The organism is Priestia sp. 3CA3, assembly GCF_056836725.1.
Window position 1 is genome coordinate 1 of record NZ_JBXENJ010000001.1, and the last position, 14,457, is coordinate 14,457.

Annotated in this window: 10 protein-coding genes and 2 tRNA genes; 10 read left to right on the top strand and 2 right to left on the bottom strand. The window is 38.2% G+C overall.

All coding sequences use genetic code 11. The annotated features are described in order from the left end of the window. The 7 genes from AC1VNJ_RS00005 to AC1VNJ_RS00035 all read left to right on the top strand — a co-directional run bounded on the left by AC1VNJ_RS00005 (window position 1) and on the right by AC1VNJ_RS00035 (window position 8,441). A tRNA-Ser gene (locus tag AC1VNJ_RS00005) sits at window positions 1–91 on the top strand. Window positions 92–111: 20 nt separating this feature from the next. After that, window positions 112–183: transfer RNA gene (locus AC1VNJ_RS00010), tRNA-Glu, on the top strand. A gap of 294 nt (window positions 184–477) precedes the next feature. Further along, the gene (gene glgB / locus AC1VNJ_RS00015) at window positions 478–2,439 is read left to right on the top strand and encodes a 1,4-alpha-glucan branching enzyme (protein WP_432517731.1); all 1,962 of its coding nucleotides are present in this window, start codon (window positions 478–480) and stop codon (window positions 2,437–2,439) included. Next, the gene (locus AC1VNJ_RS00020; RefSeq protein WP_016765788.1) at window positions 2,390–3,541 is read left to right on the top strand and encodes a glucose-1-phosphate adenylyltransferase; all 1,152 of its coding nucleotides are present in this window, start codon (window positions 2,390–2,392) and stop codon (window positions 3,539–3,541) included. Before glgB ends, AC1VNJ_RS00020 begins: the two co-directional genes overlap by 50 nt. 22 nt (window positions 3,542–3,563) lie before the next feature. Beyond that, the gene (locus tag AC1VNJ_RS00025; RefSeq protein WP_025750736.1) at window positions 3,564–4,589 is read left to right on the top strand and encodes a glucose-1-phosphate adenylyltransferase family protein; all 1,026 of its coding nucleotides are present in this window, start codon (window positions 3,564–3,566) and stop codon (window positions 4,587–4,589) included. Then, window positions 4,586–6,016, top strand: a complete 1,431-nt coding sequence (gene glgA / locus AC1VNJ_RS00030) for a glycogen synthase GlgA (RefSeq protein ID WP_033579578.1) — start codon at window positions 4,586–4,588, stop codon at window positions 6,014–6,016. Before AC1VNJ_RS00025 ends, glgA begins: the two co-directional genes overlap by 4 nt. Window positions 6,017–6,029: 13 nt before the next feature. Further along, window positions 6,030–8,441 carry a glycogen/starch/alpha-glucan phosphorylase gene (locus tag AC1VNJ_RS00035; protein ID WP_482640213.1) on the top strand — a complete coding sequence of 804 codons (2,412 nt, stop codon included), beginning with the start codon at window positions 6,030–6,032 and terminating at the stop codon, window positions 8,439–8,441. Between the two features lie 38 nt (window positions 8,442–8,479). On the opposite strand, the gene AC1VNJ_RS00040 is transcribed toward AC1VNJ_RS00035, so the two are convergent. Together AC1VNJ_RS00040 and AC1VNJ_RS00045 are read right to left on the bottom strand one after the other, a co-directional pair. Continuing rightward, complete coding sequence (locus AC1VNJ_RS00040; RefSeq protein WP_482640214.1) at window positions 8,480–9,277, bottom strand: TIGR00266 family protein; 798 nt, start codon at window positions 9,275–9,277, stop codon at window positions 8,480–8,482. Window positions 9,278–9,371: 94 nt separating this feature from the next. Further along, a complete protein-coding gene (locus AC1VNJ_RS00045; RefSeq protein ID WP_013059568.1) occupies window positions 9,372–10,124 on the bottom strand; it encodes a TraR/DksA C4-type zinc finger protein in 753 nt (250 codons plus the stop codon). A gap of 353 nt (window positions 10,125–10,477) precedes the next feature. Here AC1VNJ_RS00045 and AC1VNJ_RS00050 point away from each other — a divergent pair, with 353 nt between their 5' ends. From AC1VNJ_RS00050 to menH, 3 genes are read left to right on the top strand one after another with little or no spacing between them, the layout of a single operon-like run. Then, window positions 10,478–11,899, top strand: coding sequence for an isochorismate synthase (locus AC1VNJ_RS00050; protein ID WP_482640215.1), 1,422 nt, complete (start codon window positions 10,478–10,480; stop codon window positions 11,897–11,899). Next, a complete protein-coding gene (gene menD, locus AC1VNJ_RS00055) occupies window positions 11,886–13,640 on the top strand; it encodes a 2-succinyl-5-enolpyruvyl-6-hydroxy-3-cyclohexene-1-carboxylic-acid synthase (protein WP_482640216.1) in 1,755 nt (584 codons plus the stop codon). The genes AC1VNJ_RS00050 and menD overlap by 14 nt, the downstream gene beginning before the upstream one ends. Window positions 13,641–13,643: 3 nt before the next feature. After that, window positions 13,644–14,453, top strand: coding sequence for a 2-succinyl-6-hydroxy-2,4-cyclohexadiene-1-carboxylate synthase (gene menH, locus AC1VNJ_RS00060; protein WP_482640217.1), 810 nt, complete (start codon window positions 13,644–13,646; stop codon window positions 14,451–14,453). Window positions 14,454–14,457: the final 4 nt, after the last annotated feature.

Genomic DNA, 14,457 nt, shown 5'->3' on the forward strand with positions numbered 1-14,457 from the left:
GGAGAAGTACTCAAGTGGCTGAAGAGGCGCCCCTGCTAAGGGTGTAGGTCGTGTAAGCGGCGCGAGGGTTCAAATCCCTCCTTCTCCGCCAGTCGTTTTAAATTTAAATATGGCCCGTTGGTCAAGCGGTTAAGACACCGCCCTTTCACGGCGGTAACACGGGTTCGAATCCCGTACGGGTCATCTTAAAAAGGTTTGCATATATGCAAACCTTTTTTTATTTGCGCTTTTTTAAAGATTAAGTAAACAGGAATAATAGTTAGGAATAATTACTATGAATTTTCAGAATAAAAAGTAAGTTTTAAGCAGGATTTTCCCTATATCATATGGAATTATTCATAAAGTAATAAAGTATGAAGAGTATGGAATAAAGAGTAATTTTAAAGAACATTTATTCTATTATATTTGTAGAAAAGGTTTATGTTTTTACTATAAAAGGGAATGAGTGGTAAGAAGCGTATATTATGTGCGTATATTATGTTTGAAGTTAAAGGGGTGGCAAAAGTGAATCTAGCGGTTCAGCCTACTGAATTTGATGTTCATTTGTATCACGAAGGAAACTTATTTCGCAGTTACTCTATTTTCGGTGCGCATCAGGTAACGGTAGAAGGAATTGAAGGCGTACGATTTTGCGTGTGGGCACCTCATGCAAAGGGTGTAAGCGTTGTAGGTGATTTTAATAAATGGAACGGTTTTCAACATTCAATGGTTAAAGTTAATGAAGAAGGTATTTGGATGACATTTATCCCTGAATTAGAACAAGGGACTATTTATAAATATGAAATCATCACACAAAGCAATCAAAAAAAATTAAAAGCAGATCCATACGCTTTCTTCAGTGAAGTGCGTCCAAACACTGCGTCTATTGTTTACTCATTGGATGGGTACAAATGGAACGACCAATATTGGCGTAGAAAGAAAAAACAGCAAAATATATATGAAAGACCACTGTGTATTTACGAGCTGCATGCAGGGTCTTGGAGGACTCATGAAGATGGCAGCCTTTATACATACAGTGAATTAGCACAGGAGCTTATTCCTTATATTGCTGAACAAGGTTTTACACATATTGAGTTATTACCAGTCATTGAGCATCCGCTCGACCGATCCTGGGGATATCAAGGAACTGGATACTATTCTGCTACCAGTCGATACGGTACACCTAAAGATTTGATGAACTTTATAGATGAGTGTCATCAAAATAATATAGGCGTTCTTTTAGACTGGGTACCCGGGCATTTTTGTAAGGATGAACATGGTCTGTATATGTTCGATGGAGAACCTACTTATGAATACAAAAAAGAACCCGACCGTGAAAACTATGTTTGGGGAACAGCTAATTTCGATTTAGGCAAGCCTGAAGTACAAAGTTTTCTCATTTCGAACGCTTTGTTTTGGTTGGAGTACTTCCACATAGATGGATTTCGAGTAGATGCTGTAGCTAATATGCTTTATTGGCAAAATTCTTCTGGAAAAGCAGTAAATGATGGAGCTGTCAGCTTCTTAAAAAAATTGAATGAAGCTGTTTTTAAATCTGATGAAACGATATTAATGATGGCAGAAGATTCAACGGATTGGCCCCTTGTTACAGCACCTACGTATGAGGGCGGTTTAGGCTTTAATTATAAGTGGAACATGGGATGGATGAATGACGTTTTAACGTACATGGAAGCTGGAGTGGAAAGACGTCCCTATCTTCACGATAAAATGACCTTTTCACTAATGTATGCGTTTAACGAAAACTTTATTTTGCCGCTTTCTCATGATGAAGTCGTACATGGGAAAAAATCATTGCTTAATAAGATGCCAGGTGATTACTGGCGCAAGTTTGCACAGCTTCGACTGCTATATGGATATTTCTTTGCACACCCTGGAAAAAAGCTTTTATTTATGGGCGGAGAGTTTGGCCAATTTGATGAGTGGAAAGATTTAGAAGAGTTAGACTGGATGCTTTATGACTTTGACATGCATCGCAATCTTAACGGATATATGAAGGATCTCATCAAGATTTATAAAAGAAGCAAGCCTTTATATGAATTAGACCATAATCCAGATGGATTTGAATGGATTGATGTTAACAATCATCATCAACAAATTTTCTCCTTTATTCGCAAGTCGAAAGAAAATCAGGAGATTTTTATAGTTGTTAGCAATTTTTCTGAGCATCCATATCATTCTTACAAAGTTGGAGTTCCAGTTGAGACAGAGTACATTGAAGTTATTAACAGTGATGACGAAGTGTACGGCGGTTCAGGCATTGTAAATAAAAAGGCATTAAAATCAGTGGATGAATCGTTTCACGGTCAACCTTTTTGCATTGAAATGAATATTCCGCCGTTTGGCATTAGTATACTACGAGCAAAGAGAAAACGAGGGGAGAGAAAACAACATGTTAAAAAAGAAATGCGTAGCGATGTTATTGGCAGGAGGAAAAGGTAGTCGGCTAAGTTCGCTTACAAAAAATCTAGCAAAGCCAGCTGTACCATTTGGTGGTAAGTATCGAATTATTGATTTTGCTTTAAGTAATTGTACAAATTCAGGTATTGAAACAGTGGGTGTATTAACACAATATCAACCGCTAGTTCTCAATTCATACATTGGAATTGGAAGCGCTTGGGATTTGGACCGACGGAATGGTGGCGTCACAGTATTGCCTCCATACGCGGAGTCAGATGGAGTAAAGTGGTATAAAGGCACGGCTAGCGCTATTTATGAAAATTTAAACTATTTGACACAATATGATCCTGAGTACGTACTGATTCTATCAGGTGATCACATTTATAAAATGAACTATGAAAATATGCTTGATTATCATATAAACAAAGAAGCAGATGTAACGATTTCTGTTATTGAAGTACCTTGGGAAGAAGCGAGCCGTTTTGGTATTTTAAATACAAATAGTGACCTAGATGTAATGGAGTTCGATGAAAAGCCACAGCGTCCTAAAAATAATCTAGCTTCTATGGGGATTTATATTTTTAAATGGAGTATTTTAAAAGAATATTTAGAAATGGATGCACGCAATCCATACTCAAGCCATGATTTTGGTAAAGATGTTATTCCGCTTTTACTAGATGAAAAGAAAAAGCTAATTGCATATCCATTCCAAGGTTATTGGAAAGATGTAGGAACTGTAAAAAGCTTATGGGAAGCGAATATGGATTTGTTATGTGATAAAGACGAGCTTAATTTATTTGACTCTTCATGGAAAGTATACTCTGTTAACCCTAATCAGCCTCCTCAATATATTGCGCCAAACGCCTGCGTGGTGGAGTCATTAGTAAATGAAGGGTGCGTTGTCGAAGGAAACGTAGAGCAGTCCGTGTTATTTCCAGGTGTACAAATCGGTTCAGGTTCTGAAGTTAAGAAAACGGTTGTCATGCCTACTGCAAAGATAGGCTCTAACGTATATATTGAAAACGCAATTGTTCCATCGGACATTGAAGTTCCAGACGGTACTATCATTCGACCGACCAAAGGAAGCGAAGAAGTAATTCTTGTTACTCAAGAATTGATTGAATCAGTTGCTAAATGCATTTAACGAACAGAGAGGATGAACGACATTGAATAATCAAATGCTTGGTATTATTGATGCTTGTACAAATACAACAGCGCTGCAGCCTTTAACCTTTTATAGATCGATTGCTGCCATTCCTTTTGCAGGGCGCTATCGATTAATCGATTTTACGCTTTCTAATATGGTGAACTCTGGAATTTCGAGCGTTGCCATTTTTCCTCGTGATCGCTATCGCGCATTGATGGATCATATAGGTTCAGGAAAAGAATGGGATTTGGATCGGAAGCGAGATGGATTGTTTATCTTCCCTCCTATGACAAGTGATTTACACTTAGAGAGTCCATCACTATTCACGCAGTTCCGTTATCATATTGATTATTTCTTAAGAAGTAAGCAGGAATACGTATTAATTGCTAATAGTTATACGATATGTACAGTTGACTTTGAGCACGTGCTGCAGCGTCATATTGCTTCAAATGCAGATATTACTGAAATGAAGCAGGGTGATAAATCGCTTAATATGTATATTATTAATAAATCTATTCTAGTTAATATTTTGCAAAATGAATCGCATGATTTTTATACGATTAAAGAAATGGTTCGATATATGGCACAATCTCATCGTGTAGAAAAGTACGAACACCACGGATATACGGCTGAGATTTCTAGCTTAGATGCCTACTATAAAACAAGTATGGAAATTTTATCTCCAGATGTTTGGAAGCAGTTATTTATCAACGAACGTCCTGTTTTCACTAAAGTAAAAGATGAACCGCCTACTCGTTACGCAAAAAAAGCGGTTGTGAAAAACTCAATGATCGCAAACGGGTGCGTGATTGAAGGACATGTGGAAAATAGTATTATCTTCCGAGGCGTTAAAATTGGAAAAGGTACGGTCGTTAAGAATAGCATTGTGATGCAAAAAGGCGTTATTTTAGAAAATAGTGTATTAGAAAATGTTGTTTTAGACAAAGATGTGAAAATAGGAAGTAATGAAACGTTGCTAGGTGAGTCAGGTCTACCTAGAGTCATTGCTAAAGGAACAACTCAAGGAGCGTTGATGAAGTCGTGAATGTATTATTTGCTGTATCAGAATGTGTACCTTTTATTAAAACAGGAGGATTAGCAGACGTAGCAGGTGCCCTGCCTAAAGAATTAAAAAAGTTAGGAACGAACGTATGTGTAGTCATGCCAAAGTACGGAACCATTCCTCAACATTATCAAGATGAAATGGTGCTTGAAAAAGTTATTCATGTGCAGGTTGGGTGGAGAAGACAGTACTGTGGGATTGAATCGTTAACGATGGATGGCGTTAAATATATTTTCATTGATAATGAATATTATTTTAAAAGAGATAGCTTATATGGGCACTACGATGACGCTGAACGATTTGCTTTCTTCAGCAGAGCTGTGCTTGAAGCTATCCCATTTTTAGAGAATGAGCCTGATATCATTCATTGTCACGACTGGCATACGGCTATGATTCCATTTTTACTTCGTGCTAATTATGATATGTATGATCATATCCAGACGGTCTTTACGATTCATAACTTGCAATTCCAAGGAATTTTCCCTAAAAGCAATTTATATGAGCTATTAAATTTAAATGATTATTATTTTACTACAAGCCAGCTCGAGTTTTATGGGAATATTAATTTTATGAAAGCGGCTCTTGTATCAGCTGATAAAATTACCACGGTAAGTCCTACATATCGAGATGAAATTCAAATGCCCTATTACGGAGAAAGTTTAGATGGATTATTGCGTCAGCGAAATCAAGATTTAATTGGGATTGTAAATGGAATCGATGAAGAAGCTTATAGCCCAGACGCAGATCAGCTTATATCTTATCCTTATTCTGTAGAAGAGATTGAAGGAAAATATAAAAATAAAAAAGAGCTCCAGCGCTATCTTGAATTAGAGGAAAATAAGGATGTTCCAATCATTTCGATGGTTACAAGGTTAACCCAGCAGAAGGGATTGGATTTAGTCAAGCACGTTTTCCATGAGACGGTTAACTTAGGAGCCCAAATTGTTATTTTAGGAACTGGCGAACACGAGTTTGAGCAGTTTTTCCGTGAGATGGAAGATACGTACCCGCAACAAGTAAAAGCCATTATTGGTTTTAATGAGGAACTTGCTCATAAAGTTTATGCCGGTACGGATTTATTTTTAATGCCTTCCCGTTTTGAGCCTTGCGGACTCGGACAATTAATAGCCTTAAAGTATGGAACCATTCCAGTCGTGCGTGAAACGGGCGGCCTGAATGACACGGTCAAAGCTTATAATGAATATAGCGGAGAGGGAAATGGCTTTTCTTTTAAGAATTATAATGCTCATGACATGCTTCATACGTTAGAAAGAGCTGTTTCATTTTATCACCAGAAAGATGTATGGAAAAAATTAATGATGGATGCTATGAGTCAGGATTATAGCTGGGGGCAATCGGCATTTAAATATAATCAATTGTATTCAAATTTGACATCTACTCCATCGTGAAAGGGTGAGCAGATTGTTCTCTGATAAAAAAAGCTTTCAAGAGGCTTTTTTAAAAAAGCTGGAAATGACATATGGAAAGAGCTTTAAAGAATCTACTGTTCAAGATCACTATCATACATTAGGAAATATGGTGCGAGAGTATATTAGCAGCGATTGGATTTCAACCAATGAAATTCATAGGTCTTCACATACAAAGCAAGTGTATTATCTTTCTATCGAATTTTTATTAGGCAGACTGTTGGGGCAAAATCTGTTGAACTTAGGAATTCGGGAAGTTGTAAAAGAAGGATTAAGTGATCTGAATATTTCACTTGAAAATATTGAGGAAATCGAAGTAGACGCAGGATTAGGAAACGGGGGATTAGGCAGGCTTGCTGCTTGTTTTTTAGATTCTCTTGCTTCACTTAATCTTCCTGGTCACGGTTATGGGATTCGCTATAAACACGGTTTGTTTGATCAAAAGATTGTAAACGGCTTTCAAATTGAGCTCCCAGAACAATGGTTAAGGCATGGGAATTCATGGGAAGTACGCAAATTAGATCAAGCAATCGAAGTGAACTTTTGGGGCGAAGTTGAAATGGTACAGGAAGACGGAACATTCTCTTTTCGTCATGTAAAAGGAGAACCCGTCTCTGCTGTTCCTTATGACATCCCGGTTATCGGGTATAAAACAGATACAGTGAATACACTTCGCCTTTGGAATGCGGAGCCTTCATCATTTCCAGTACATAAAGATGTGATGGAGTATAAGCGTCAAACAGAGGCTGTATCAGAATTTTTATATCCGGATGATACACATGAAGATGGTAAAATATTAAGGTTGAAACAGCAATATTTTCTTGTGTCAGCTAGCTTACAAAGTATTATCAGAGCACATCGAAATACCTATCAAACACTTACAAACTTTCACGAAAAAGTAGCCATTCATATTAACGATACGCATCCTGTACTTGCGATTCCTGAGCTAATGAGAATTTTACTGGATGAAGAAAAAATGGAATGGGAAGATGCATGGCATATTACGTCCAATACCATTTCATACACAAACCATACGACTCTTTCTGAAGCCCTTGAGAAATGGCCGATTGATTTATTTCAACCCTTGCTTCCACGAGTGTATATGATTATTGAAGAAATTAATGAGCGCTTTTGTAAAGAATTATGGGAAGCATATCCAGGAGACTGGAAGCGAATTGAAAATATGGCTATTTTAGCGCACGGGCTAGTAAAGATGGCTCATTTAGCAATTGTGGGAAGTTATAAAGTAAACGGCGTGGCAAAGATTCATACTGATATTTTAAAAGAACGAGAAATGAAAGATTTTTATCAGTTTTATCCTGCTAAATTTAACAATAAAACGAATGGAATTACCCACCGGCGCTGGTTGTTAAAAGCTAACCCGCAGCTTTCCTCTCTTATTACCGAGGTGATAGGAGATAAATGGATTAAACAGCCGCATTCTCTTATAAAGCTCCAAGAGTATGTGGAAGATCTAAGCTTTTTACAAGGACTAAAAACAGTAAAACAACAGCGTAAAAAGCTGCTTGCCGATATTATTCAAGAGCAAACGGGAATTAAAATAGATTCACATTCTATTTTTGATGTACAGGTTAAAAGGCTTCATGCTTATAAAAGACAGCTTTTAAATGTACTGCACATTATGTATTTGTACAATCGATTAAAAGAAGACCCTAATTTTCAAATCGTGCCTCGTACATTTATTTTTGGTGCGAAAGCTTCTCCCGGCTATTATTATGCAAAAAAAGTCATCAAGCTAATTAATTCTGTAGCTGATGTTGTCAATCATGATCCACAAACATCAACGTTTTTAAAAGTCGTTTTTTTAGAAAACTATCGAGTGTCACTTGCTGAGTATATCTTTCCTGCAGCGGATGTCAGCGAACAGATTTCAACCGCCAGCAAAGAAGCTTCGGGAACGGGAAATATGAAATTCATGATGAACGGAGCGTTAACTCTTGGTACGATGGACGGAGCGAACGTCGAAATTAGCGAGGCAGTAGGAAAAGATAATGTCTTTATTTTTGGGTTAAAAGCCGAAGAAGTATTGAGCTATCAGCAAAATGGAGGATACCGTGCCTATGATTATTACCATCATGATAAGCGGATTCGACAAGTGCTCGAGCAGCTCACAAACGGCTTCTTACCTGACACATATGACTTATTCGAGCCTATATATGATTCATTATTAATGCAAAATGATGAATACTACGTACTCCGTGACTTTGACTCATACGTTACGGCACAGCAAAAAGTAAACGAAGCTTATGGAAATGAAAATAAATGGCTTCAAATGAGTGCGACGAACATTGCACATTCCGGCTTTTTTTCTAGTGACCGAACGATTGAGGAATATGCATCTGATATTTGGGGAATTCATTCCACTAAAAATTTATTAAATCAATAAATAAAAAAGGTGTAGTCAACGACTACACCTTTTTTATTTTATCTGTTGTCACCGTTTAAGAAATCACCTAAAGAACCAAGGATACTGCCTTCACCTTTACCTCCCGTTGGTGAAACTGCACTTGATAAAACGCGATCGGCTAGTCGACTAAAAGGAAGAGATTGAATCCAAACTGTTCCCGGTCCTGACAGAGTAGCAAAAAACATGCCTTCTCCTCCAAATAGAGCTGTTTTAATTTTCCCTACATATTCGATGTTGTAATTTACATCACGGGTCATGGCCACTAAACAGCCAGTATCCACACGAAGGCGTTCACCCAGCTGCAGCTGTCTCTTATGAATGGTGCCGCCTGCATGCAAAAATGCGAGGCCATTGCCTTCTAATTTTTGCATAATAAAACCTTCACCGCCAAAGAAGCCAGTTCCTAGTTTTTTTTGAAAGTCAATACCAACGGATACGCCTTTGGCAGCGCATAAAAAGGAGCTTTTTTGACAAATAATTTTATGATCGAGCTGCTCTAAATCGACAGGAATAATCTTACCTGGAAAAGGTGAAGCGAAAGATACTTTTCGCTTGTGATATCCGTTATTTGTATATACCGTCATAAATAAACTTTCACCAGTTAATACGCGTTTCCCAGCACCTTTTAGTTTATTAAAAAGTCCGCTGCTGTTGGAGGAAGAACCGTCACCAAAAATGGTTTCCATCTCAATATCATCTTCCATCATCATCATTCCTCCAGCTTCTGCTATCACACTTTCTGAAGGATCTAATTCAATTTCAACAAACTGCATGTCATCTCCATACAATTTATAATCAATTTCATGTGCATTCATTATGTTCACCCCATTATTAATTCTAATCTCCTATTCATTCGATGTCATCTCCCATAGCTCCTACTAAAAATAGAAAAAAGAGTAGTATGAAGAACTACTCCTTTTCAGTGTATGGATCTTTCTCATAGGCCGGTAAATCTCCAAATATGGTCATCGTACCTTCTTCATCCAGTGCATTTTCATATCGCTCATGCTCTTTTGAAGGATAAATAGGAAGAGGCTGTCCATATAAATCGGTAGCGGCAAAGTTTTCATAATCTTCAACGTACCCAATAGCTTCATCCGCCTCAATATAGGTTTCACTATAGTTAGACGTATCTTCTATAAAATCAGAAGGAGATTCAGACGTCCCGTAACGCGCAACGTCTTGCCAAGAATCTTCTGCGTCGTATCCTGTCGTCTCGGTATCGTCATAGTCGTATTGACCAAATGGGTGATGGAGAACATTTTCTTCTACAGGTCTGTGCTTTGGAATATCCTGTGATGGGCTATGTTCTCTACAGTATAAAGTAGTTGGTACAGCCTGAAGTCTTTCAAACGAGATATCTGCTCCACATACTTTGCATGTTCCATACGTGCTGTGAGCGATTGCCTGCAGTGCTTCTTCTATTTCATGTAGCTCTTGTTTTGCATGTTCATTTAGTGCAAGGTCTTTTTCACGCTCGTATGTTTCTGTGGCTGTGTCACCAGGGTGGTTATCGTAGCTTGAAAGTTCTCCTACAGCATCGTGAGCGTCGCTTCGAGTTAGACCAAAATGATCATTTTGATCAAAGTGCGATTGAATATCAGCCTGCTGCTGCTGTAAATTTTGTTTTAACTGACTGATTTCTTGTTTTGAAAGTGTCATGAAGCTCCCCCTTAAAAATTTAGTGTGCTTTTGTAGTATGTGTTAAAAATTCAAAAAAACACGATTCATATTAGGAGGATTTGGGGTATTCATGAAGCTAAGAGAGAAATGGAGTGGAAAATTAAAGAAAGGTAAAGGTTATAGAAAAGGGTATGATAAAAATAACGTTCTTGAGGGCTAAAGAGTACTAAATAGATCATAAAGATTTTTTTATTGGTTTACTGAAAAGGCGTAATTTAGACAAGCGAAATTAATTTTTGCTCATGAATCGCGATGCTAGATTTTTTTGAACTGAAAGTTTATAATAAGTTAGTTACAGACTTAAGAAAAAAAGATGAACGGGGGGACGTAGTGTGATTGCAACGACCGAACAGTTAGTACAAGAATACATTAAAGATGCGATTGAGTGTGCAAAAAATGAAAATCAGCCAAAATTGGTCAGTTTAGTGAAAAAAGTAAGACCTATTGACCCCCTTATTTTTTATGCGAACGGACATGACCAGTTTTATAAAGAACGCTTTTTTTGGAAAGATCCCAACAGTTATTATACATTTGTTGGATTAGGATATGCGCATACTATTTGCATCAATGCGGCAAAAGAACGTTATTTCCACATTGAAAATGAATGGAAGCGCTTTATAAAAGAAGACTTTTATAAAAATAACCAAATTTCCCCTGATGGGACAGGTCCTCTTTTATTTGGAGGATTTTCATTTGACCCAAATCAGTATCGAGAAAACTATTGGAGTGATTTCCCGAGTTCAAAATTTATGATTCCAACTGTGTTATATACCCAGGTAAATAAAGAAGGATATCTTACCGTTAATATGATGGTTAACGGACAAGATTCTGTAAAAGAGCACATCAATTATTTCGAAGAGGTCCAAAAACTTGTTCTTTGTGAAGAGTACGACGGGGAATCTCATATTTCACCTTTGCTGTTGGAAAAAGAAGAAATTGGGGTAGAGAAATTTAAAGGAAATATTGAAAGAGCTACTACTTTAATTAAGCAACAGGTTATAGAGAAAGTGGTTCTTGCTCGCCAATTAAAAGTAAAATTTAATGAAGATATTTCTACTGAATACGTGCTTCAGCGTCTGTTAAAGGAACAGCCAACTAGCTACACATATATTTTAGAGGGAGAGCATCAGCATTTTATCGGCGCTTCCCCAGAAAGACTAGTACAAAAACAAGGAGATTACGTGTTTTCCACTTGTTTAGCGGGTTCGATTCCAAGAGGAAAGACAAGGCAGGAAGATCACGAACTAGGTGAGGAATTGCTTCAGGATCCTAAGAACTTAATTGAGCACGATGTTGTTGTTCATATGATTAAAGAAGCGATGAATTCTTATTGTTATGAAGTAGAAATTCCAAGTAAGCCAAGTTTATATAAAACAAAGCATATTCAACATTTGTATACACCTGTGAAAGGGCGTATAAAGGAAGATGTGACGCTATTTTCATTTATTCAAAAGCTCCATCCAACACCAGCGTTAGGAGGATATCCTCAACAGGAGGCCTTGCCTATTATTCGAAAGCTAGAATCCTTTGACCGAGGGTGGTACGCAGCTCCTTTAGGATGGATGGATATCAATGGAAACGGTGAATTTATAGTAGGAATCCGCTCGGCTGTTATTCAGCAAAAAGAAGCTGTTTTATTTGCGGGCTGTGGAATTGTAGCAGATTCTACGCCTGAAAGTGAATATGAAGAAACAAAAATTAAATTCAACCCGATGCTTTCAGCTTTAGGAGGGATTATGCGTGGAACACATTAAATCATTAACAACGTATATTGCGTCATTCGTGGATGAATTAGTAGAAGCAAATGTTGAAGAAGTAGTGGTCAGTCCAGGGTCACGTTCAACGCCTATTGCGATGCTTATGGCTGAGCACCCTGATATTCATGTGCACTTAAACATTGATGAACGTTCTGCCGGCTTTTTTGCTCTAGGAATAGCAAAAGCAAAGAAAAAACCAGTGGCGCTTGTATGTACATCTGGAACAGCTGCAGCGAATTATTATCCTGCAGTAATTGAAGCTCACTACTCACGCATTCCTTTAGTCGTTATCACAGCCGATCGGCCGCACGAGTTAAGGGATATAGGTGCCCCGCAGGCAATTAATCAGAATCATCTTTTCGGTCAGTATGCGAAGTGGTTTGTAGATACAGCTTTACCAGAAGAAAGTGCAGATATGAATCGTTATATTCGAACAGTAGCTTCAAGGGCTGTTCATACAGCTCAAGCTATACCGAGCGGTCCTGTACACATTAACGTACCTTTACGTGAACCGATTGTACCAGATTTGTCTATTGAAGATTTATGGAGTCAGGGGAAACGCGGTAAATCATATGTGGCTGCTATTCATGGAGAAGCATCTCTATCTGAAAAAGGATTCGAAGAAATTGCGAAGCGCCTAGAGGGAACAACAAAAGGACTTATTATATGCGGAGATCAAATGTCTTTAAAAGCAGTAGACAGCGTATGCCGTTTAGCTGACGCTTTAAGCTTTCCGGTGCTCGCAGATTCGTTATCACAATTAAGAAGCGGCAAGCATTCAAAAGAAAATGTAATAGAGACATATGATACATTTTTAAAAAGTGATAAGGTTGATGAGCGTTTTTACCCCGAAGTTGTCATTCGTTTTGGCGCGATGCCGGTATCGAAACCGCTATTGCAATTTTTAAAAGCACACGAGCCGAAAGAAATGTTTGTAGTTGACCAAGGTAAAGGCTGGAGAGATCCTACTTTGCGTTCAACAGTGATGATTGAAGCCAATGAAACATTATTTTGTGAAGAACTGATCAAGCGCCTTTCAGCGAATCAAGAGGAGTCTACTTCATGGCTGAGTCTATGGAAAAAGATTAATGCTCAAACTGCACAAGCTCTCAAAACATTAACTTCTGGCCAGGAATGGTTCGAAGGACAAGTAGTTCAAGAAATTGTGGATGTAGTACCTGAAGGCACGGCTTTGTTTGTTGGAAATTCAATGCCTGTTCGAGATATTGATTCTTTCTTCTTAAATACGGAGAAAGATATTCCGCTTTTTGTAAACCGAGGAGCAAATGGAATTGATGGTGTGGTTTCGTCTGCTCTAGGCGTAAGCACGGCTTACGATCACACCGTTTTATTTATTGGTGACCTATCTTTTTATCACGATTTAAATGGTCTGCTGGCAGCTAAGATGCATAATTTAAATTTAACCGTTGTGCTAGTTAACAATGACGGCGGAGGAATTTTTTCATTTTTACCGCAGTCAAAACAAGAAAAGCACTTTGAATTTTTATTCGGTACGCCAACTGGATTGAATTTTGAGCATGCCACTCGTCTGTATGATGGCACATTTTCTTCAGCAAGCAGCTGGGAAGAATTTCGACATGCAATGAACCATGCTTTCACAAAAGGCGGGTTACATGTTGTAGAGATTCGCACAACTCGTACAGAAAATGTAGAGACTCATCGCAGTTTGTGGAAACTTGTTTCCGAGGAAATAAATTTGTCAAACGGTGAGGAATAAGCAATGATGTATCAATTAAATGGTGTATCTTACTATGTGCACACCGAGGGAAAAGGAGAGCCGCTGCTGCTTCTTCACGGCTTTACCGGTTCTTCTCAAACCTGGCGTACCTTTATGAAGAAATTCGTTAAAGACTATCAAGTGGTTGCTGTTGATATTATTGGTCATGGGCAATCAGCAGCTCCGAAAGAAATCAAACCATATTCAATGGAAGCAGTTGTTGAAGCACTGCATGAGCTGCTTCAACAGCTATCTCTATCACAGGTGAATGTAATTGGATATTCGATGGGAGGAAGGCTTGCTCTCTCATTTGCTCAGCGATATCCACACCTTGTGAAAAAGTTGGTATTAGAAAGCGCATCGCCTGGTTTAAAAACGCGAGAAGAACAAAAGCTAAGAAAAGAAAAAGATGAGCAGCTGGCGAGCCGCATTGTGAAAAATGGAATTGAAGAATTTGTGAACTTTTGGGAGGAAATCCCTCTTTTTCGTTCTCAAAAGCAATTGCCTAGCTATGTTCAAGAAGCGGTGCGTCAAGAAAGACTTTCGCATACAGAAATCGGCCTTTCCAACAGTTTGAAAGGAATGGGAACAGGAGTCCAGCCGTCCCTTTGGGAGAAGCTGGACGATCTGTTGATGCCGGTTTTGCTTATTACAGGAGAAGTAGATCAAAAGTTTTGTTTAATTTCCAAAGAAATGCAAACATTAATACCAAATGCTACTTCTAAAATTATTTTAGGGACAGGCCATGCAATTCACGTGGAACAACCCGAGATTTTTGGTAGAATAGTAAGTGAGTTCTTAGCTACTACATAATTAG

Coding starts and splice junctions, on each gene's coding strand:
- AC1VNJ_RS00040 (WP_482640214.1), bottom strand. CDS start 9,277: ATGAATGCACATGAAATTGATTATAAATTGTATGGAGATGACATGCAG.
- menH (WP_482640217.1), top strand. CDS start 13,644: ATGATGTATCAATTAAATGGTGTATCTTACTATGTGCACACCGAGGGA.
- glgB (WP_432517731.1), top strand. CDS start 478: ATGTTTGAAGTTAAAGGGGTGGCAAAAGTGAATCTAGCGGTTCAGCCT.
- AC1VNJ_RS00045 (WP_013059568.1), bottom strand. CDS start 10,124: ATGACACTTTCAAAACAAGAAATCAGTCAGTTAAAACAAAATTTACAG.
- AC1VNJ_RS00020 (WP_016765788.1), top strand. CDS start 2,390: ATGTTAAAAAAGAAATGCGTAGCGATGTTATTGGCAGGAGGAAAAGGT.